General features: G+C 45.3%; 9 protein-coding genes. 8 read left to right on the forward strand and 1 reads right to left on the reverse strand.

Going from position 1 to position 23,765, the window contains the following annotated elements; genetic code table 11:
* Nucleotides 1-386 precede the first annotated feature (386 nt).
* Genes L3V77_RS07560 through pfaD form a run of 4 tightly spaced genes read left to right on the forward strand, consistent with a single transcriptional unit; the run spans nucleotide 387 to nucleotide 17,561 of the window.
* On the forward strand, nucleotides 387-8,063 hold the full coding sequence (locus tag L3V77_RS07560; protein ID WP_275136455.1) for a type I polyketide synthase: 7,677 nt from the start codon (nucleotides 387-389) through the stop codon (nucleotides 8,061-8,063).
* Nucleotides 8,063-10,117 (forward strand): PfaB family protein, encoded by a 2,055-nt coding sequence (locus L3V77_RS07565; protein WP_275136456.1) that lies wholly within the window; start codon nucleotides 8,063-8,065, stop codon nucleotides 10,115-10,117. Before L3V77_RS07560 ends, L3V77_RS07565 begins: the two co-directional genes overlap by 1 nt.
* Nucleotides 10,114-15,897, forward strand: a complete 5,784-nt coding sequence (locus tag L3V77_RS07570) for a beta-ketoacyl synthase N-terminal-like domain-containing protein (RefSeq protein ID WP_275136457.1) — start codon at nucleotides 10,114-10,116, stop codon at nucleotides 15,895-15,897. Before L3V77_RS07565 ends, L3V77_RS07570 begins: the two co-directional genes overlap by 4 nt.
* Before the next feature lie 20 nt (nucleotides 15,898-15,917).
* A complete protein-coding gene (gene pfaD, locus L3V77_RS07575) occupies nucleotides 15,918-17,561 on the forward strand; it encodes an eicosapentaenoate synthase subunit PfaD (RefSeq protein WP_275136716.1) in 1,644 nt (547 codons plus the stop codon).
* Nucleotides 17,562-17,668: 107 nt separating this feature from the next.
* Here the strand turns inward: pfaD and L3V77_RS07580 are convergent, their stop codons facing one another.
* Nucleotides 17,669-18,751, reverse strand: a complete 1,083-nt coding sequence (locus tag L3V77_RS07580; protein WP_275136458.1) for a DUF6765 family protein — start codon at nucleotides 18,749-18,751, stop codon at nucleotides 17,669-17,671.
* Nucleotides 18,752-19,233: 482 nt separating this feature from the next.
* On the opposite strand from L3V77_RS07580, the gene L3V77_RS07585 reads away from it, so the two are divergent.
* Genes L3V77_RS07585 through argH form a run of 4 tightly spaced genes read left to right on the forward strand, consistent with a single transcriptional unit; the run spans nucleotide 19,234 to nucleotide 23,765 of the window.
* The gene (locus tag L3V77_RS07585) at nucleotides 19,234-20,457 is read left to right on the forward strand and encodes an extracellular solute-binding protein (protein WP_275136459.1); all 1,224 of its coding nucleotides are present in this window, start codon (nucleotides 19,234-19,236) and stop codon (nucleotides 20,455-20,457) included.
* Nucleotides 20,458-20,511: 54 nt separating this feature from the next.
* A complete protein-coding gene (locus tag L3V77_RS07590; RefSeq protein ID WP_275136460.1) occupies nucleotides 20,512-21,426 on the forward strand; it encodes a sugar ABC transporter permease in 915 nt (304 codons plus the stop codon).
* On the forward strand, nucleotides 21,427-22,257 hold the full coding sequence (locus tag L3V77_RS07595; protein WP_275136461.1) for a carbohydrate ABC transporter permease: 831 nt from the start codon (nucleotides 21,427-21,429) through the stop codon (nucleotides 22,255-22,257).
* A gap of 5 nt (nucleotides 22,258-22,262) precedes the next feature.
* Nucleotides 22,263-23,765 (forward strand): argininosuccinate lyase, encoded by a 1,503-nt coding sequence (gene argH, locus L3V77_RS07600; RefSeq protein WP_275136462.1) that lies wholly within the window; start codon nucleotides 22,263-22,265, stop codon nucleotides 23,763-23,765.

A 23,765-nucleotide genomic window follows, 5' to 3' on the forward strand; every position in this document is an offset into this window, starting at 1 on the left:
TCATCCATTAACCGAATCAGCTGGTTTTCATTGGGAATGCTAATCAATTTCCTTGGAGAACTTCAGCCCGTAACCTCAGTAGAATTATTATGGACTTTGCTTTAGTTTTTGAAAGCGCCGCAACAACTTATCTAATGTTAACAATATGTTAGCACTAGTTTGCATGTGCGATACAATCCACGAATTCAGTATGACATTTCCGCTTGTCATTATATGACCAGCGTAATCCCATTCAAGCCTTTGAATTTAAGACGGTTACCTAGCCGAAGCAAGCCTCCTGTATTTCTGTGCTTCTTCTTGGTTGCTTCTATCTATAACTTTTTCGCTATTTTATCCCTGCCCGAAATTATGACACCTGCTTTGCGGTTGTCCAGTGGAGCCTCATTATGAGCCAAACCTCAAAATCAACATCCGATTCGCAACAAGATATGCGACTTAACAAACGCCTTAAAGATACGCCTATTGCTATCGTCGGTATGGCGAGCATATTCGCTAATTCCCGTTACTTGAATAAATTCTGGGATCTTATCAGTGAAAAAATTGACGCAATAACCGACATTCCCGAATCACATTGGCGTGCCGAAGATTATTATGATTCAGATAAGAGCACACCTGATAAATCATACTGTAAGCGCGGTGGCTTCATACCAGATGTGGACTTCAATCCAATGGAATTTGGCCTACCGCCAAACATTCTAGAGTTAACGGACACATCACAACTATTATCATTGATTGTCGCCAAAGAAGTGTTGGCGGATGCAAAGCTTCCGGAAAACTATGATAGAGATAAAATCGGTATCACATTAGGTGTCGGTGGTGGTCAGAAAATAGCCCAAAGCCTCAATGCTCGTTTGCAATATCCGGTATTGAAAAAAGTATTCAACAGCAGTGGAATTAGCGACCAAGATAGCGAGATGCTGATCAAGAAGTTCCAAGATCAGTACATCCATTGGGAAGAGAATTCATTCCCAGGCTCTCTTGGAAACGTTATTGCTGGACGTATTGCCAACCGATTCGATCTGGGCGGAATGAACTGTGTGGTTGATGCCGCTTGTGCTGGTTCTCTTGCCGCGTTGCGTATGGCGTTGTCTGAATTGGTTGATGGTCGCAGTGAAATGATGATTACGGGCGGCGTGTGTACGGATAACTCGCCAACCATGTACATGAGCTTCTCTAAAACACCTGCTTTTACCACCAATGAGACGATTCAACCCTTTGATATCGATTCGAAAGGAATGATGATCGGTGAAGGTATAGGAATGATCGCTCTGAAACGTCTTGACGACGCGGAAAGAGACGGCGACCGTATCTATTCCGTTATTAAAGGCATAGGCGCCTCTTCAGACGGAAAATTCAAGAGTATTTATGCACCGCGACCTGAAGGTCAGGCGAAGGCACTTAAGCGCGCCTATGATGACGCAGGTTTTGCGCCACATACGTTGGGCTTGTTAGAGGCACATGGTACGGGCACGGCTGCCGGTGATGTGGCTGAATTTAATGGCTTGAACTCTATCTTTAGTCAAGGTAACGAGAATAAACAGCACATTGCATTAGGTTCGGTAAAATCTCAGATTGGTCATACGAAGTCTGCCGCTGGGACTGCAGGTTTAATCAAGGCCGCACTTGCATTGCACCACAAAGTGTTACCCGCCACAATCAATGTGACGAGTCCCAATCCCAAGCTAAATATAGAAGATTCGCCTTTCTACTTAAATACCCAAACTCGACCTTGGATGAGACAGGCAGATGATACGCCTCGACGTGCTGGTGTAAGTTCATTCGGTTTTGGTGGCACCAACTTCCATGTTGTTATGGAAGAGTACACACCTGAACACGCTCGTGGTGATAAATATCGCCAACGTCAGGTGCCGCAAACAATATTGTTAAGTGCTGTTACGCCGAATACACTTCTCGCAAACTTGAAAGAAATATCAACGGATATTTCTAATCAAAAAACAACCTTAAAAACGCTTGCTGGCATCCATGGTATTCGTAGTATTGACGTAGGCCATGCGCGTTTGGGTATGGTCGTTAACTCTGATGAAGAGCTTCTGGTTCAGTTGAATCAATCCATCTCATTGCTTGAAGACCAATCAAAATCACACTGGCAACTGCCGAGTGGAACAAGCTATCGTGATTCGGGCTTAGTAAGTAAAAACGGCACTGCGAAAGTAGCGGCTCTGTTCGCAGGTCAAGGTTCTCAATACCTCAATATGGGTTCGGATTTAGCCTGTCATTTCCCAGAAATGCGTCAACATTTGGCGAATGCAGATAAAGTATTTAGTCAAAATAAGAAGACACCACTATCTCAGGTTCTTTTTCCTATTCCTGCTTTTAATAGCCAAGACATTACCACTCAAGAAGCCACACTAACCAATACCTCAAATGCACAGAGTGCTATCGGTGTGCTTTCTATGGGTCAATATGAGTTGATGACTCAAGCTGGTTTTAAACCAGACATGATCGCCGGACACAGTTTTGGTGAGTTAAGTGCATTGTTTGCTTCCGGTACGATATCCCAAGAAGATTATTACCAACTGGCTTTCGCTCGCGGTGATTCTATGGCAGCAACGCCACTAGAAGGTGACAGCGGTACCATGTACGCCGTGATTCTCGACGCGGATAAGTTGGCCGAGGTGGAAAAAACAATCGGTGCATTTGATGGTGTGAGTATCGCTAATTACAACGCACCCACACAGTTAGTGATTGCAGGACCGACAGACAATGTTCAACGAGCAGCAACAGCGTTAACGGAGCAAGGGTTCAAAGCAATACCATTACCTGTTTCTGGTGCATTCCATACCCCGTTGGTGGCTCACGCACAGAAACCATTTGCGGCGGCGATTGATAAAACGACATTCAATACGCCAGTATTACCGCTTTATTCCAATGCAACGGGTGTGCTTTATAAGAATGATGGCAAAGTCATTAAGAAAGCGTTTAAGCAACATATGTTGCAATCTGTCCGTTTCAGCAGCCAACTTGAATCAATGTACCAAGCTGGCGCACGCGTATTTGTAGAATTTGGTCCAAAAAATATCCTGCAGAAACTGGTCGAAAAAACGCTGACCAACAAGCCGGATGAACTCTATACCATCAGCCTGAATCCGAACCCCAAAGGTGATCATGATCTGCAGCTGCGTTTGGCTGCGGTTCAATTGGCTGTTGTTGGCATTTCGCTAGAGACGGTCGATCCTTATCAAGCTGAATTAGCTAAACCGGGTGCGATGTCACCAATGAACATCAAACTGAATGCGGCGAACCACATCAGTGCCTCGACACGAGCGAAAATGGCCGCGTCATTAGATGCAGGCACGGTCAGCAAACAAACTGAAATCGTAGAGAAGATTGTGGAAAAAGAAGTGATTAAAACCGAAATTCGCGAAGTGGCTGTAGCGGTAACTCCAGAAACAACACAAGTTATTTCGCAGCAGAATACTAAGACAAGCGAACCAGTAATAACAACGCACAATGTGATGTCGCAAGCAGAATCTCCACAACCATTCGCTTTATCGATTCCGAATGCTGATGCGTCATTGCAGGCCTTCTTTACAGCGCAACAACAAGCCGCAGCGCTTCATCAGCAGTTCCTTGCTATTCCACAGCAATACGGTGACACCTTTGCGACGCTTATGACCCAACAGGCTCAAATGGCGGCGACGGGCGTTGCTATCCCTGATTGTTTGCAGCGTTCAATGGAAATGTTCCATCAACATCAAGCCGAAACATTAAAAGCTCACGCACATTACCTAGAGCTTCAGTCGATCAACAATAGCTCTGCATTAGGGCTGTTGAGTTCAAACTCTAGCGTTGCACCTGCGGTAACGGTGATAGATACGGGCGTTCCAGCACCAGTGATGACACCAGTAAAATCCGTCGCGGTTTCTCAACCCGTGGTGTCGGCGCCAACTCCTGTTAAATCTGTGGCTCCCGTCCAAGCCGCCGCACCAGTTCAATCTGTGACTCAGGCCCAATCGGTGGCCGTTCAACAAACCATTGTACCGATTCAAACATCCGATGCTGAGAAAGTGATGCTGGAAGTGGTTGCCGATAAAACGGGTTACCCAACTGAAATGCTCGATCTTGAAATGGATATGGAAGCTGATTTAGGTATTGATTCTATTAAGCGTGTCGAGATATTAGGTACCGTTCAGGATCAAATACCTAATCTACCGGAACTTAACGCAGAAGATTTGGCCGAGTGTCGTACATTGGGCGAAATCGTCAGCTATATGAATGGTAAGTTGGGCGCTCAATCGCCATCTGGGACTGTTGAAACACCCGCTATAAACACTCAGGTAACCGTTGCCAACGCTTTAACAGCCACTCAAATTCAAACAACCATGCTGGAAGTAGTTGCAGACAAAACGGGTTACCCAACAGAGATGCTCGATCTTGCTATGGACATGGAAGCGGATCTCGGTATTGATTCTATTAAACGTGTAGAAATCTTAGGTACGGTTCAGGACCAACTGCCTGATTTACCTGAGCTTAACCCTGAAGACTTAGCTGAATGTCGTACTTTAGGCGAAATCGTTGACTATATGAATGGACAACTGGCGAAAGTCAGTCCGTCGATAGGGGCTCCAGCATCAGCACAGACGAACGGTTTAACTGCAGAACAGGTTCAGGGCACCATGCTTGAGGTTGTTGCAGACAAAACGGGTTACCCGACTGAGATGCTCGATCTGGCCATGGATATGGAAGCTGATTTAGGTATCGATTCTATTAAGCGTGTTGAAATCTTAGGCACGGTTCAAGACCAACTTCCTAGCTTACCGGAGCTCAACCCTGAAGATTTAGCCGAATGCCGTACCCTAGGTGAAATCGTTGACTATATGAACAGCAAGTTATCGTCGGTAGCGGTGGTTGATAGCACATCGACTCCGGTTGCAGATGATGGCGCAACGCATTTAGACGCGGCTCATGTTCAAAGTACTATGCTAGCCGTCGTCGCAGAAAAAACAGGTTACCCTTCAGAGATGCTGGAGTTAACCATGGATATGGAAGCCGATTTAGGTATCGATTCTATTAAGCGCGTTGAGATATTAGGTACCGTCCAGGATCTACTTCCTGACTTACCCGAACTAAACCCAGAAGACCTTGCCGAGTGTCGTACTTTGGGCGAGATTGTTGATTACATGAACAGCAAGTTACCTTCCGTTCCCGTTGTTACTGCGGTTGCAATGGCGACTGAAATGACATCAACACCCATGACGAACAATACGGTCAATCAATTAAATGCGGCTCATATACAAAGCGTCATGTTAGCCGTTGTTGCTGATAAAACGGGTTATCCTGCCGAGATGCTTGATCTTGCCATGGATATGGAGGCTGATTTAGGTATCGACTCTATCAAGCGTGTCGAAATCTTAGGTACGGTTCAGGATCAGCTTCCAGATTTACCAGAGCTTAACCCTGAAGATTTAGCGGAGTGTCGTACCCTCGGAGAAATTGTCACCTACATGCAGAGCAAACTCTCAGATGATTTAACCTCAGCTTCAGCCGGGAAAATATCCTCCAACGAAGCTGTGCTTGAACCCGTGACAGAAACACTCGTTGTGGATTTACCTCCTCACAATGAGGTGGCGCTAAAAAAGTGTCCAGCGGTAGATAGATTGGCCGACTGTTTTGACAAAAATACCTGTATTGTGATCACCGATGATGGTCACAATGCTGGTGTGCTTGCCGAAACGTTAAGCGCTCACGGTTTGCAAGTTGCCGTCGTTCGTACTCCTCTATCTGTCGCGTCGCCATTGAACACCCAAATAAGCAGCTATTCACTTACTAGCGTTGATGAAGCAGGTGTGAAAGGCGTGATTGCTAGCATTGAAAGCGCGCACAAAAAGATTGGTGGATTCATTCACTTACAACCGTATGTTTCGGATACAACATCGGGTCATGTGGCGATTGTGTTGGATGAAGATGCCAAATCAAGTATTTCAATGGCGTTCTTGTTTGCCAAGTTGCTTCACTCTCAATTAAATTCAGTCACCTCGTCAAGCCGCCGAAGCTTCTTTACAGTGAGCCGTATTGATGGTGGGTTTGGTTACCTTGATACAGAGCAATTAGCCAAAGCCGAGTTAAACCAAGCCGCGTTATCGGGCTTAACGAAAACACTCAGCCATGAATGGCCGACGGTATTTTGTCGAGCATTAGATGTCGCTCCTACACTGGATGCTCGCCAATTTGCAGATTCAATAACCGCTGAGTTATTTGATGTGAATACACATGCTGTCGAGATTGGATTGAGTGGTTCTGGTCGAACCGCATTAACGGCGATTGAAGCCGTCAATTCTGAAAAGAAACATGCGGCAGCATCATTAACCAATACGGATAAAGTTCTGGTTACCGGTGGCGCAAAGGGTGTCACGTTTGAATGTGCTTTGTCATTGGCTAGGAAATGTCAATCACACTTTATATTAGCAGGGCGCAGTAAGCATATTAAGATCGATGAGTTACCTGAGTGGGCGGAAGGAAAGCAAACTGGAGAGCTAAAAGCCGCAGCTATTGCGTTTCTAAAAGCATCGGGTGATAAACCAACACCTGCGAAAGTGGATGCATTAGAAAAACCAATATTAAGTAGTATAGAAATAAACACGGCGCTGGCAGCATTTACACAAGTAGGTGCAAGTGCAGAATACCTAAGTTTGGACGTAACAAGCGACGAATCGGTAAATGAAAAGCTCTCTCAGATTAGCGATATCACAGGTTTGATTCACGGTGCTGGCGTATTGGCTGACAAATTCATTCAAGACAAAACATTAGATGAACTCAACCTCGTGTACGGAACGAAAGTAGGTGGACTTAAAGCGGTATTGAATGCGTTAGATTGTAGCAAGCTAAAACTGATCGCGATGTTCTCATCTGCCGCTGGCTTCTATGGCAATAATGGACAAAGCGATTACGCAATGTCAAATGATATCCTCAATAAAGCCGCATTACAGATGTCTGCTCGCTACCCTCAAGCAAAAGTAATGAGCTTCAACTGGGGTCCGTGGGATGGAGGTATGGTCAGTCCGGCACTTAAGAAGATGTTTACTGACCGTGGCGTGTATGTCATTCCACTGAAACCTGGCGCTGAACTATTTAGTTCACAACTGCTTAGTGACACAGGCATTCAACTGCTTGTAGGTACAAGCATGCAAGGTTCTGAAGACAAGGAAGCGTCAATAAAAAAGCTTGATGCGGAGTCTATGCTAGTTGCAAAGAGTCCGCTGAATAAAAGTATCACTGTTACACGTATCCTTGACCCCAAGGTGTTGCCTTTTGTAAAGGACCACTGCATTGCGGGTAACCCTGTGTTACCGACAGTGTGCGCCATACAATGGATGCGTGAGACTGCAGCACAATGGTTAGGGACGGACGTAACCGTTCGCGATTACAAATTGCTGAAAGGTGTTATTTTTGAGACGGACGACGTTCAAGCATTGACCTTGGACATGACGGTTGATGATGAAGGGCAGGTTAAGGCTCTCATTAACAATCAGGGTCGACCACAATATAAAGCGCTGTTGACGACGCAAGCTACGATTGAACCCAAGCTAAAAACGTTCACAACGGATGAAAGTACTCAGGTTGCGACAGGCGTGGAGCTATACAGTAATGGCACCTTATTTCATGGTCCAAGGCTGCAAGGTATACAAACGGTTCAAAACTTCGATGATTCAGGGCTTCTTGCCAGTTGCCAGTTGCCAATGATCGATGAACAAGACTGTGGTTCATTTGTTGCGACGCAACATTTTTCTGGTTGTCAGCCATTCGCTGAGGACTATTTACTACAAGCAATGTTGGTTTGGGCCCGATTGAAGTATGCGGCCGCGAGTTTACCTTCTGCTATTGGTGAGTTCGTTTCGTATGAACCTATGCAATCAGGTGATAAAGGTTGGTTAGAGCTTGAGGTGGTAAAACACACGTCTCGTTCACTACAAGCAAATATCGCACTTTATCATAACGATGGCCGTTTGAGTTGCACAATGAGTGGGGCAAAGGTGACGATCAGTAAAAGCCTTAATGAGGCCTTTTTGAACAAGCCTAGCCTAGAAAAGGAGTGTTTGTCATAGTGGACAACTCTGCTACTGAAGCGATGCCATTGCGCATCGCTATCTTAACGCAATCAGCTGAGATTCTGTCGTTATCTGGTGATAAGTTACCGCCAATTGAAACCGTGTCAATGGTTGATGACTTTGAAGCTTCCTTACAACAAGCGATTCAACTCGTCACTCAAGGGCGCTTAGTGAAGCTCTCGATTCCTGCTGAGCCTAATGCGTTCCTTGAGACAAACGATGGCCAGCTAGTATTGCTGATGCTGTCGGGACTTATGGCCGCTCAGAATAAAATACATCCTCACGCCTATCTGTCCGGTTTTAATGTGGTTGCAGTTGGCGCCACTGTTGATTGTGTGAAAGGCGCGTTAGCGCAAGCCCGCCGTCAGCAAGCGGATCTAAGTAACCAACAAACGTTTCGTTCTTCGACAGCACGGCAGAAGTTTATGGCATTGCATAACATGGTTGAAGCGATCTCTGGTCGAGATATTGGCTCTGATTCTGCTGATACCAGCACACACAACTATTGGTTCACTGAACCGCATAAGGCGCGAGTGACCAGTGTTACTTTCGAGTCTGAATTGAGCTCAAGTAGCTTGGTCTTATCTCAGGCCACTGGGTTAAAAATGGGACGTTCATTGTTGTCTCCGTCACGACTATTCTTTATCGTGACCGGAAAAAATGAAACGGAGTTGTCGAGTTATTTAGCGCGATTAAGTGGGCAGTTGAACGCAGATTCTACTCGCTCAGATTACCTGATAGATTTGATGATTGAAAACCTTAAACAGTTTCAGGCTAGAGTCGAACGTTCGCCAGAGGAACTTTCCATTGTACTGCAAGCCACGTCAATAGAGGCTATGTTGCTGGAGATCAAGGCGATAGGTGATGCACTACCAAAATTAATGTCGGATAAGAACCATTATAAAACACCCGCCGGAAGTTGTTTCTCATCGTCACCAAACAGCAAGGGTGGCGTGACGTTTGTATACCCAGGTGTTGGAACGGTTTATCCCGGGATGTTGCGCGATTTCTATCAGTATTTTCCTGAACTTTATTCTCGTTTAGAGCGTGAAGGTAATCTAAAGGAGATACTACAGAGTGACAAAATATACGGTAATAATTCGACGGAGATGAGTTTAAGTGAGTTGGCGATTGCTGGTGTAGGTAGCAGTTATCTATTGACTCAACTGTTGTGCAATGAATTCGCCATTAGACCTGATTTTGCATTGGGCTACTCCAAAGGAGAGGCATCAATGTGGGCCAGTCTAGGTGTATGGAAAAACCCACACGCCCTGATCGAAATGACCAAAACGAGCCCAATATTTACGAGCGCAATTTCTGGTGAATTAACCGCGGTTCGTGAGGTGTGGCATCTAAACGGTAATGAAGAGATTATCTGGAACAGCTTTGTTGTACGTAGCGACGCCACGTCAATTGAATTGCTGTTACCTGAATTTCCGCATGTCTATTTGGCGATAATTCAAGGGGATACTTGCGTCATTGCAGGTTGTGAGACGGCGTGCCGTCGCCTACTTAAAAAACTCGGTAAACGTGGTATTGCAGCCAACAGAGTCACCGCGATGCATACGCCGCCAGCATTAAGCCAGCATAAGCAAGTGACGGCGTTCTATCGTCAACCACTCTGTGATGAATTACCAAAACACATTCGTTTTATCAGTGCAGCAAGCTTATTGCCGCAAAATCAGGATCAGCCTATCAAGATGGATAGCCAGAGTATCGCCGATTCGATCGCCGACACGTATTGTTCAACTCTCAATTTCACCGCATTAATACAAAACGCTCGTGGACACGGAGCTCGTTTATTCGTCGAGGTCGGCGCTGATCGCCAGACGTGCACCTTGATAGATAAGATTAATCGTGTAGATGGCGTGGCCAATGAACATTGTACGGTTGCGACGAATGCAAAAGGTGGCGAAGACATTCTCACCTTACTTAAGTGTATTGGACAGTTAGTGAGTCACCAAATTCCATTGTCACTCGATCCCTTGGTGAAAGGGCTTGAGCAGGTTCGTGCGACATCAGAAACAACGTTAGAAGGAGAACCAGCATGAGTTCTCATCGTCAAGCCAAGATAGCTATTGTCGGTTTAGCTAACCTTTACCCAGACGCGGATACGCCAAAGACGTTTTGGCAAAACCTGCTAGATAAAAAAGATTCTCGCACCACGTTACGTGCCGAAAAACTGGGTGCAGATCCCGAGGCGTATCAAGGTCAACAAGGAGAATCTGATCGTTTTTATTGCGACAAAGGAGGGTACATTGAGAACTTCACTTTTGATGCGAGCGGATATCACCTGCCAGTAGAAAATTTTGAAGGCTTAGATGACAGCTTTTTATGGGCAATAGATACCAGCCGTAAGGCATTATTGGATGCAGGCATTGCCTCGGATGCACATATCCTTGAGCGAACGGGTGTGATTATGGGAGCGCTATCATTTCCTACTACGCGTTCTAATGACTTATTTTTGCCGCTTTATCATTCTGCGGTAGAAAAAGCTTTGCAGACAACGTTGGCCAATCCAGATTTCTTGTTAAGTCCGTCGAATGATTCAGACCGAAAACTTAACCCTGCCAATGGTATCGCTGCACATAATGCCTCCAAATTAGTTGCGGACGCCTTAGGATTAGGAAGCGTTCAGTTAAGCCTTGATGCTGCCTGTGCAAGCTCGGTTTACTCACTAAAATTAGCCTGTGATTATCTCAATACTGGCAAAGCTGACATGATGTTGGCCGGTGCTGTGTCAGGCGCGGACCCATTCTTTATTAATATGGGTTTTTCAATCTTCCATGCCTACCCAGATCATGGTGTATCGGTGCCTTTTGATACCAATAGTAAAGGTTTATTTGCGGGTGAAGGGGCAGGGGTATTAGTCCTTAAACGGCTTGAAGATGCAGAGCGTGATGGCGACCATATTTATGCGGTTGTGAGTGGCACCGGTTTATCAAATGATGGTCGTGGACAATTTGTATTAAGCCCAAATAGCAAAGGGCAGGTTCAAGCTTTTGAACGAGCTTATGAAGCAAGTGACCTTTCGCCAGACAGTATGGAAGTGATTGAATGTCATGCAACAGGAACGCCACTTGGGGATAAAGTAGAATTGACCTCAATGGAACGCTTTTTTGCAGACAAACTGAAGGGAAGCGAAGCACCACTCATCGGTTCTGCCAAATCCAATTTAGGTCATTTACTCACGGCGGCAGGTATGCCGGGAATTATGAAGATGATCTTCGGAATGAAAGAAGGCCAGCTTCCGCCGGGTATCAACCTTGTGACGCCGCTCTCTTCCCCTGATGGTTTATTTGGCGCGCATACGCTGCCAAATAAGGTGCAACCTTGGCCGGACAAAGAAGGCAATCGTCAACGCTGTGCAGGTGTTTCTGTATTCGGTTTTGGTGGTAGTAACGCCCATCTATTACTCGAGGAATGGAAAGGCCAACCTAATAGAGTTACCTCTAAGACTGGAAAAGATAAGAAACAAGTACCTCAAATGAAGGTGACGGGATTAGCCTCGCATTTTGGTTCGCTAAAAACGATTGGCGCCTTGAGTTCCGCTATCCAAACCGGCGCGGATGCCTTTGTTTCTTTACCGAAAAAACGCTGGAAAGGATTGGATCAACATCCTGAGCTACTGAGCCAGTTTGGACTAAAAAGCGTACCGCAAGGTGCCTACATCGACCAATTTGAATTTGACTTTCTGCGCTTCAAGGTACCGCCAAATGAAGATGACCGTCTGATATCGCAACAGCTTTTATTGATGAAGGTGGCGGATGAAGCGATCCGTGATGCGAAGCTGGAGGTGGGACAAAAAGTGGCGGTTTTAGTTGCCATGGAAACCGAACTGGAGATGCATCAATTCCGTGGGCGGGTTAACCTGCACACTCAACTTTCCGACAGCCTGAACAACATGGGCATAGTATTGAGTGACAGTGAATATCTTGCGCTAGAAGCGATTGCAATGGACAGCGTGCTTGATGCCGCAAAACTGAACCAGTACACCAGTTTCATCGGCAATATCATGGCGTCGCGTATTGCGTCGTTATGGGATTTTAACGGTCCTGCCTTTACGATTTCCGCCGCAGAACAATCGGTGGCGCGCTGTATCGATGTTGCTCAAAACCTAATGTTGCAAGATTCGTTGGATGCGGTGGTGATCGCTGCGGTTGATCTATGTGGTAGTGTTGAACAAGTCATCTTGAAAAATCGCGTCACTCCTGTGGCGGCGACAACACAGGATAGTGGCTGGAAGGTTGGTGAAGGTGCGGGTGCTATTGTCCTAGTTGATAAGCACGCTCTAACTAACCAACAAAAGCAACCAAACAACAGCTATGCAGAAATCAGTGCACTTGGTTTTAGCGCCATGACACACAGTTACAAGCTAACAGAACGTCTATTAAGTCAAGCTAATATACCCGAAAACAGCGTGGGTATACTTGAAGTAAATCAGGCACCAGAAAGCAACGAACCTGTGCAATTACCGCTGATGAACGCGACGATGATTCAAGCCAGTCAACGCTTAGGTCATTGTAATTCAGCATCAGGTATGGCGAGCATGCTACACGGGTTACTCAACCTAAATCAGACATCAGTGGACTCAAATGATAAAGCATTAATGGTCGTGAATATCAGCGAAAATCAATGCTCTCAGCTGTTGCTTTGTCAGTCGGTTGCCGAAGCACAATCGTTGGCTCTTCGTGTGAGTAACGACCTTCCGACCGATTCCAAGCGTCAGCTGATTAAGCAAGTCACCCTTGGTGGACGCGATATTTATCAGCATGTTGTGAGCACAGATTTTTCTGAGTTAACCGCAATTCGACAGAAAAGTGCTCATGCAAAACCGCGCGTAACTAGAAAACAAGCCGCTAAGCAACCAGTCGCGAGTTCGCTTGTAAACCCATTACAATTAACCCGTTCGCAAGCGACCAAGTCGCCGGAAGTATCCGCCCCAGTAAGTCCACTCGTATCCCAGACGTTGGCGCCATCACACCAGACTTCGATTACAGGTATTCAAAGTAATATGACAGAGCAGAACTCATCTTCGTTCATAAAAAACCAACAGCTTGCTCAGCAGGTACATCAAGCATTCCTTCAAAGCCGAGAGCAAGGTTTGAAGATGGCTGATGCGTTAATGAAGGCGCAGCTACAGGCGGTGACGTCTCAGGTACAGGCGGAACCAATTTCTGGGCTAAATCAGCAACCTGTTGTTCCCGTAGTGCCTCAAAAAAACGTGCCGTCTGCGCCCGTTATCGACAAGCCTATTCGTAAACCATGCATTTGGGATTACGATGACTTAGTGGAGTATGCAGAAGGCGATATTGCTAAGGTATTTGGAGCGGATTACGCCGTTATCGACAACTATTCTCGTCGTGTAAGATTGCCTACTACGGATTATTTACTGGTATCTCGAGTAACGAAGCTTGATGCAACCATGCTTGAATATAAACCAAGCAGCATGACGACCGAATACGATATTCCGGTTAACGCTCCGTATCTGGTTGACGGGCAAATTCCTTGGGCTGTGGCGGTAGAGTCAGGCCAATGTGATTTGATGTTGATCAGTTATCTAGGTATTGATTTTGAAAACAAAGGTGAGCGAGTCTATCGCTTGCTAGATTGTACTCTGACCTTCTTGGGTGATTTACCTCGTGGGGGAGACACCCTTCGTTACGACATCTCCATCAATCACTTTGCCCGAAATGGCGATACGCTACTGTTTTTCTTTTCTTACGAATGTTTTGTCGGCGATAAGATGATTCTGAAAATGGATAATGGTTGCGCAGGCTTCTTTACTGATGAAGAGCTTGCAGATGGCAAAGGCGTTATCCATACGGAAGAAGAAATAAAGTCAAAAAATCTTGTGGTTAAACAGCGTTTCAATCCGTTGTTGCGTTGCCCGAAAACCCAATTTGATTATCAAGCTTTGTACCCGTTACTTGATGGGGATATCGCGGGATGTTTTGGGAGCAGCCATCAGTCCAATCGTGCTCAACCTTCACTGTGTTTTAGCTCAGAAAAATTCATGATGATTGAACAAGTCAGCCGTGTTGAACTTCAAGGTGGCGCGTGGGGACTCGGTCTTATCGAGGGTCACAAACAGCTTGAACCTGACCATTGGTATTTCCCTTGCCACTTTAAAGATGACTCGGTGATGGCTGGGTCATTGATGGCGGAAGGCTGTGGTCAATTACTTCAGTTCTATATGATGTACTTGGGTCTTCATACTCAGGTAGAAAATGGTCGCTTTCAGCCGTTGGAAAATGCCTCTCAACAGGTCCGTTGTAGAGGTCAGGTATTACCGCAATCTGCCGTACTGACTTATCGAATGGAAGTGACTGAAATAGGGTTAACACCTCGCCCTTATGCAAAAGCGAATATTGATATCCTGCTCGATGGCAAAATCGTGGTCGATTTTAAAAACCTGGGTGTGATGATCAAAGAGGAAGCAGAATGCACTCGCTACGGTCAACGCCTGCAAGCCACGATAACGGAGGCCACCGTACTGAATGTTAATCCTAAGCCAGTTGCGCAAGAAGCACCAGTATCTACGACTCAAAAGCAAGCCTCTGCTAATGCGCCGCTAATGGCGCAGGTCCCTGATTTAAATACGGCCCAGAACAAAGGCGTGATTCCGCTTCAGCATGTTGAAGCACCGATAACACCGGATTACGCCAATCGCACGCCGGACACCGTGCCGTTTACTCCATACCATATGTTTGAATTCGCGACGGGCGATATCGAAAAGTGCTTTGGTCCTGACTTCTCAATCTATCGCGGCATGATCCCGCCACGTACTCCTTGTGGTGACTTGCAACTGACTACCCGAGTGACCGAGGTTAATGGGACGCGTGGCGACTTTAAGACACCTTCGTCTTGTATTGCGGAATACGAAGTGCCGCAAAACGCATGGTATTATGACGAAAATAGTCACAGCAGTTTGATGCCATATTCAGTGTTGATGGAAATCTCGTTGCAACCGAATGGCTTTATTTCAGGTTATATGGGTACAACGTTAGGCTTCCCAGGTTTGGAACTCTTTTTCCGTAACCTAGATGGAAGCGGCAAGATACTAAGAAATGTTGACCTGCGTGGCAAAACTATCGTCAACGATTCTCGCCTACTTTCAACGGTCATGATGGGAACCAATATCATCCAGAGCTTCAGCTTTGAATTGAGCACCGACGGTATTCCTTTTTATGAAGGCACGGCCGTATTTGGTTACTTCAAAGGGGATGCGCTAAAGGATCAGCTTGGTCTAGACAACGGGCAGGTGAAACAACCATGGCACGTCGATAACAATCGCACGCCGGATGTCAGTATTAACTTGCTCGATAAAGAGAGTCGCTACTTTAACGCACCACTATCTGCAAGCGGTGAGTTGCAGCCCCATTATAAGCTCGCGGGTGGCCGGTTGAACTTTATTGATAAAGTCGATATCACTAGTGATGGTGGTAAAGCAGGCCTCGGTTATTTGCATGCTGAACGTACGATTGATCCGAGTGATTGGTTCTTCCAGTTCCACTTCCATCAAGATCCGGTAATGCCCGGTTCGCTTGGTGTCGAAGCCATTATTGAGCTGATGCAAACCTACGCGATTAACAAAGATTTAGGCGCGGGTTTCCATTCACCTAAATTTGGCCAGATAGAATCAGAAGTAAAATGGAAATATCGCGGTCAAATAAACCCGTTGAATAAACAGATGTCACTGGATGTACATATTACCGCTATCGAAGAAAGAGACGGTAAAACGGTCATTATCGGTGATGCAAACTTAAGCAAAGATGGTCTGCGTATATACGAACTATCTGACATCGCTATCTGTATTGAAGAAGCGTGAGAAAAGGGTAAATAATGACTATGACGATTCATCAAGCGACATTGAAAAATAAAAAACTGTCACCGTGGCCGTGGCAGATTGAAGAAAGCAAAATCCATTTCTCCATTGATACGATGGCTCAGATATTGAAAGATCTTAGTGTAGGTTGTTTTCTGGTGAACCATCCAGAAAAAAGGCTGGGAATTAGTCAGAGTGCCGATATTGTGTCTGGAGACGAAGTCATTGCCGACAGTGCGCATCCGGTCAGTGCGTTTGCGCCGGCGCTTGGCACGCAAAGCCTCGGTGACAGTGAGTTTTGTCGAGTGCATGGCGTGAAGTACGCCTACTATGCAGGTGCAATGGCGAATGGTATCTCGTCAGAAGCGTTGGTTATTGCATTGGGTCAGGCGGGTATACTTTGCTCATTTGGTGCAGCTGGCCTTATTCCATCAAGGGTAGAACAAGCGATACACCGTATTCAAACCGCTTTACCAAATGGCCCCTATGCGTTTAACCTGATACACAGTCCTAGCGAACCAGCGCTTGAACGCGGCAGCGTAGAACTGTTCTTAAAGCATAACGTCCGTACCGTTGAGGCCTCCGCATTTTTAGGTTTGACACCACAGATTGTTCAATATCGTGCAGCAGGACTTAGCCGCGACGAAAAAGGTGAGGTCCACATTGCGAACAAAGTCATCGCAAAGGTGAGTCGCACGGAAGTCGCACGTAAGTTTATGGCGCCGGCTCCGGTAAAAATGCTTCAAGGGTTAGTGGACGAAGGTCGAATTAGCGCCGAGCAAATGGAGTTGGCTCAACATGTGCCAATGGCTGATGATATTACGGCGGAAGCAGATTCTGGTGGACATACTGATAATCGTCCTCTGGTTACTCTATTACCGACTATCTTGGCGTTGAAAGATGAGATTCAAGCTGAGTTCCAATTTAAAACGCCATTGCGTGTTGGTTCTGGTGGTGGCATCGGTACCCCTGATGCCGCGTTAGCCGCCTTTAACATTGGTGCCGCGTACATTGTGACGGGCTCAATCAATCAGGCTTGTATCGAAGCGGGCGCAAGTGAGCATACTCGTAAACTCCTTGCGACGACCGAGATGGCCGATGTTACGATGGCTCCGGCAGCGGATATGTTCGAAATGGGCGTAAAGTTACAGGTTGTTAAACGTGGTACGTTGTTCCCGATGCGAGCAAATAAGTTGTATGAAATATACACCCGTTACGATTCTATCGAAGCGATTCCGGCTGATGAGCGTCATAAATTAGAAACTCAAGTTTTCCGTTCAACGCTTGATGATATTTGGGCCGGAACAGTGGCGCACTTTAATGAGAGAGATCCAAAGCAAATTGCTCGTGCTGAAGGGAATCCGAAACGTAAAATGGCGTTGATATTCCGTTGGTATCTTGGTCTTTCAAGTCGTTGGTCTAATACCGGTGAAGTTGGCCGAGAAATGGATTACCAGATATGGGCGGGCCCTGCTTTAGGGGCATTTAATGCGTGGGCAAAAGGCAGCTATCTCGATAACTATCAGGATCGTCGTGCGGTGGATCTGGCGATGCATTTGATGCATGGTGCCGCTTATTTAGCACGGGTTAACCTGTTGTCTTCACAAGGTATAAAACTCCCTATCGGTCTTGCACGCTGGAAGCCGACGGAAAAGATGGCTCAGTAGTGACTCTAGGATAACGTACTTCAAACGCCTCTTACTTGTATCAATAGGTAAGGGGCGTTTGTTCGATTAAAGGACGTCAATCTAATGATTGAATGGCCGTAGAATGTCTACGCCACACAAATACCATATTTTGGAAGCACATCTCTTATGATATCTAACCTGTAAGATTTCAGTGCATCATGGAAGTGTTTCCAATCTGAACTGAGGAAGCTTTCGCTATAACGATAGGTGATGAGGTCGTTCGATAATGGAGAGGCGACGGCTTTGCCTCTTGCTATCTCTTTCCAACTCCCTTTACCGCTGACGATAAACGTCAGTTTAACGGCGCCAAACCCAAATCTACCTTCTGAAATCCATTCAAGCCATTGCTTGTGCCTCACCTCACCTTCGTCGTCTCTAAATGTTGATAAAGCCTTTTTGATCAGGGCCAACTTATCTTCTGGCATATCATTCTGACTATCTAAATCCATGGATTCGTCATCGGCAAGATAGCACCTGATGACTTTGTACATTTGGTTAGACGCCTTTAGAAAATCGTCCGTATTATCTCTCACAACCCGATCGCCATTTCCGGTTTTATAATCCCATTTTATGTACGGGCGATCGGGAAAAGATAACGCAGGACCATGGCCTAACGGAGAGACGGAGGATATCCCCCAGTTCAAAATGCTGTCCTTTACTCTGTCGAGCAAACTACCGTCATCATTGGTATTGATTTCGGTCACTTCATTGATTTCATGGCTGACTCCGGCAAAGCCATAATGTGCAAAAGTGTCCGCGTAGACATGCATGGCTATACCTAAAATATGCAGGCCAAATGGGCTCTGGCGATATTTAGCGACAGCGCGCAACATATCTCGAGCGACAGGGCTGTCTGGTTTGCATACCAATCTTTGGATGAACCCTCCTTCTGGAACGGATTCGTTTGTTTTTCCTTGATTGCCAGGTAAGAAATGGAACGGGATCCACGCCAAATGGTTTGAGAGTTCGTTACCATTTCTGTAGTCAAGCATCTTATGAGCGGATGAAATACGGTTGAACATCGCCCCATTACTAAATCTGACTGGTTCTGAATTTGTCGCCTCGTCAACATATTGGGCGCAGTAGGCCAGTTTTTCAGCCTGTTCATGTTCCATACCCGCGAATCTTGCAACGACGTACGTTAATGTATGATGTCCATCTATTGGCATATATTTCTCAGTGATTGTTTATTTTTTATACAGTAATGGGTTAGTACATGACTTTCTCCACCTGCGGTCACACTTCTTTAATGAAAACTGTCTTAACTTTTTGATATTTATGTTTTAAATTTCGGTACTAAACGCCACCGATTTCAACATTTATAGAGGTATTTCTGTTGACACTTTCTCTCTACGGAATTAAGGAGACAGAACCATGCAGAACTGATTGAGGATAATAATCAGTTCAATATAGGGACCAACTCTGACACCCGTCAGGGGTTTTCAATGAGTGCATAATTGCCCAGTAGTATAAAAAACAACCAACTTGTGATCTGCGTTGCATTTATTCCTGCGTCTCCTTGGTATGGTCGTGGTCATATCGAGAAGGCTCTGCTTTACGCTAGAAATAAGGTTTGGTCTTAACGGTGAGATGTAACGTTATAAATTGTACGACTCCCTATAAATCTATTCGGTGAAAAAGGATTATGGACATGAAAAAACACCTTTTAGCACTTGTGCTGGCTTCATTATCAACAAATAGTTTTGCTGTTGATATCGAATACTGGCAATACAAGTTCGATGCTCGCGTTAAAACTGTGGATGCTCTAATTGAAAAATTTGAGAAGCAAAATCCAGAAATAAATGTCAAACACGTAACTTTTCCGTATGCCCAATATCGTACCAAAATGGCGGCTGCAATGTCCGCAGACAAAGGTCCAGACGTGCTTCAACTGTATTATGGTTGGGTGCCGGATTACTATACCTCTGGGTTGATCCAACCTTTATCTGAAAAATATATATCCAGTAAAGAGATTGATGAGCAGTTCTACTCTTTTGTTCAAGGTATGAAATACGATGGTCAGTATTATGCTGTACCTACTGCCGTGAGAACGCTTGCTCTTTTTTGGAACAAAAAACTCTTTAAAGAAGCCGGGTTGACTGAGCCACCTAAAACATTAGACGAACTCGTTAGTTACAGTAAAAAACTCACTAAGCGGGATGATAATAACAACCTGCTTTCAGCTGGTCTCACTGTGGACCTAGCGGAGCAAGACCACCATTGGTGGCGAGAAGTCTTGATTCGCCAGATGGGTGGTGTTCCTTATTTAGACGATTATCAAACGACTAACTACACCAACGAAGCCGGTGAAAAAGCCTTTGCGTTTATGACGGATCTTTTAACCAAACATGAGGTTACTACACCTCGATTTATGGATGAAGGTCAAGCGGCGTTTAAAGCGGGTCGAGCAGCAATGCATATCGATGGGTCTTTCCGACTTTCTACCTACAATAAAGCGCGTCGTTTAGAGTGGGGCGTGGCTGAACTGCCTTCCCATAATGGCATCAAATCGAACTTTTCTTCTTATTGGGTAAATGCAGTTAGCAAGAAAGCCCAAGGAGAAAGCCGTGATGCGGCTGAGAAATTTGTCGCGTTCTTAACATCTGAAGATGCAATGCAACTTTGGTTGGACAATGTAGGTGAATTACCAGCACGTCGAGCGGTAGCAGAAAGACCAGAGAATGTTACCCACGAGCAATATGGACCGTTTATCAAAGGGCTAGGCTATGCTCACACGACGAAGTTCAAATCAGAGGCGTCGCAACGTCAAACATTAATCAATGCCTTTGATAGCGTTGTGCTACAAGGGGTTTCAGTGAAGGATGCGCTATTGAAAGCCTCTGCTGAAGAACAGAAGATTTTGGACAAAAAGTAATCCGCCATCATGAGTAGGTATCTATATACCTACTCTCTCTATGGAGACGTAAATATGAATGTTGCAGAAAACGTAACACCAGTGCGGCGTGGTTTGACTATCCAGCAAAAAAAAGCCATTTGGGCGTGGTTATTTCTTACTGTGCCAATAATATTTTTTGTTGTTGTTCGTTTTTATCCAACGTTCGATTCATTCTATATTTCACTCACAGAATGGAATATTGTTGGCGATAAACTGTATGTAGGCTTAGAAAACTACAAACGGCTTTTTTCCGATCCTGTTTTTTGGATCGTCCTTTCTAATACGTTTGAGTACTTGATACTGGGAATGCCAGTATCGTTACTATTGTCTTTCACTATTGCCTATAATCTGGATAAAATCCGCTTCGGTCATACCTTTCTTCGTGCTTGTTATTTTGTTCCTTTTCTTACAACCGCCGTCGCGATGGCTTGGGTTTGGCGTTGGTTTTATCAAGCAGCGCCGATTGGTTTCTTTAATAACGTTCTTATTGATCTGGGTTTGCACCAGATGCCATTTTTGCAATCCACGACTCAAGCTTTGCCTTCGATACTCCTTCCTGCAATTTGGGCGGGTCTAGGATTTCAGATCCTTATCTTTATGGCTGGGCTCCGTTCTGTACCGACAAGCTATTTAGAAGCGGCGAAAATAGACGGGGCAGGTCGCTGGCAGGTATTAAAAGAGATTACTATCCCTCATCTTTGGCCAACCATCGTTTTTCTTGTGGTGATGAGTACTATCGGTTTCCTTCGCATCTTCGATCAAGTATTCAATATGACCGTCGATGGTCAAGGAGGACCGGTTAACTCCGCTCGTCCTCTGGTTTTGCATATCTATCAATCCGCTTTCGCTGATTTTGAGATGGGATATGCAGCTGCTCAAACGGTTGTATTGTTCGTCATTTTACTGTTTATCACCTTCATCCAATTTTCACTAATGAGGAAGAAATAAATGGCCAATATAAAAACGATGCCAGACATCAAAAAAATAGTCATATGGACCATTTTATTTGTCGGTGCTCTAGGAATGATAGTGCCACTGATATTTATGTTTTCTACCTCCCTAAAAGTTGGTGAAGAGGTATACAACCTTAGCTTGATACCTGCCGAACCTACCCTAGAGAATTATGTGTATCTTTTTGATAATTCGGAGTTTTTCACATGGTTTTTCAACTCATTTGTTGTAGCCATCGGGGTGACAATAAGTGTTCTGTTTTTCGATTCGCTTATCGGTTACACATTGTGCAAATTTGATTTTCGAGGTAAGAAAATCATCTTTGTTGCCATTCTATCTACTATGATGATCCCGACGGAAATGCTCGTCATTCCTTGGTACATCATGTCCAAGAATTTCGGCTGGTTAGATACCTACTGGGGAGTGATGTTTCCAGGAATGATTTCAGGTTTTGGTGTTTTTCTAATGAAACAATTTTTTGAAACCGTACCGGATGATTATATTCATGCGGCACGAATTGATGGACTTAGCGAGTTTGCCATATGGTGGAAGGTTGCCATGCCGATGGTGGGGCCCGCTTTATCTGCATTGGCGATATTTACTTTTCTAGGAAATTGGACCGCATTTTTATGGCCGATGATCGTGATCAATGATCCCAACATCTATACCGTGCCTGTTGGATTAGCTTCTTTTTCTGGTGAGTTCATTACGGAATGGGAAATGATAATGGCAGGTGCAAGTGTTGCAACGATACCAACACTTTTGGTATTCATATTATTACAGAAATATATTGTCCGTGGCGTTGTAATGGCTGGACTTAAAGGATAAATAACATGATAGATAATTCTGTATTCCCATCCCCTGTTTATAAAGAAACGGTGTTGGCGCCTCTCTTTGAGGGTTCAAAAAAGCATTTTAAACAAGGGCACTTAGCGATTGACCAAGCCCACTGCATTATGTTGGTTGAACAGGGGATTCTGTCACCTCAAGAAGGAAGTGATATTCTCAATGCGTTGGATGAAATTCTGCAAGAGGTCAATTTTGATGAGCTTGAGTACACGGGTGAATTTGAAGACTACTTTTTCTTTATAGAGCATTGTTTAAAGCAGAAGCTCGGTGCTGATTTGGCCGGGCGACTTCATACTGGTCGGAGCCGAAACGATATCGACCATACGCTGTTCAAGCTCAACCTCAAACAGCGCCTTTTTACGTTGGATAGCGACCTGACGCAACTGACGACAACACTGCTCGATGTGTGTGAGCTCAATTATGAAACGATTGTCTTAGCATATACGCATGGTCAGCCCGCACAACCGACAACCTTTGCCCATTACCTTGCGGCCCTTGTTGAGGTGATGCACAGGGACAGGCAACGCCTTTTTCATAGCTTAGAGATTGTCGATCTTTCTCCTATGGGCGCAGCTGCGATTACTACGTCCGGGTTTAATCTTTCTCGAGACCGAGTGGCGGAGTTATTGGGATTTCTTAAACCTCTACAAAACTCCTATGGCTGTATCTCTTCTTGTGATTACATCACGTCAGTCTACAGTGCGCTGAAATTGTTATTTATCCATATCAGTCGATTTGTACAAGACATGGCTCAGTGGAGTAGCTTTGAAACCGGCCATCTATACGTTCCGAATTCACTGGTACAGATCAGTTCTATAATGCCGCAAAAGCGAAACCCTGTCCCCATCGAACATATGCGTCTCATTTGTTCTAAAGGCGTTGGTCTCTGCGATACGATTGTCAACGCAATGCATAACACCCCCTTTACGGACATGAATGATAGTGAAAGCGAGACGCAACAGGTTGGGTATCAAGCCTTTGATAACAGCCACCGTTTGTTGTCTTTACTTAACACCTTTATCGGTTCGGTCAGTATCAACCAAGACAGGGTAATGGATCACCTTGATAAGAGCTGTGCCACCATTACTGAGTTAGCCGATACGTTGGTTCGCAAAGAAGCGCTGTCCTTTAGGCAAGCACATGAAGTCGTTGCGGATATCGCTAATTATGTGGTGAGACATCAGTTGAGTCTGCAGACTGTTCCGGTTGATGTGTTCTATTCCTTATTTGAGCAGCATATTGGTCGGCCCAGTCAATTGACGGAATCTGAGCTACGTTTTTATGCCTCGGCAAAAAACTTCATTGACGTGCGTAAAGGGTTCGGTGGTCCTGCTCCAATAGAAATGAAGAAATCGGTGTCGAAATATAGGGAAGAGTTACAGCATCTAAGTGATCAATGGGCATCGATTCAGACGTTCAGTGTGGAAGCGGAAAAGGTACGTTTGCAAGCCGTGAATGATGTAACGTCTAAACAGCAGAGGGGATAG

Origin of the sequence: Vibrio sp. DW001 (genome assembly GCF_029016285.1) — a bacterium.
Lineage (GTDB): Bacteria > Pseudomonadota > Gammaproteobacteria > Enterobacterales > Vibrionaceae > Vibrio.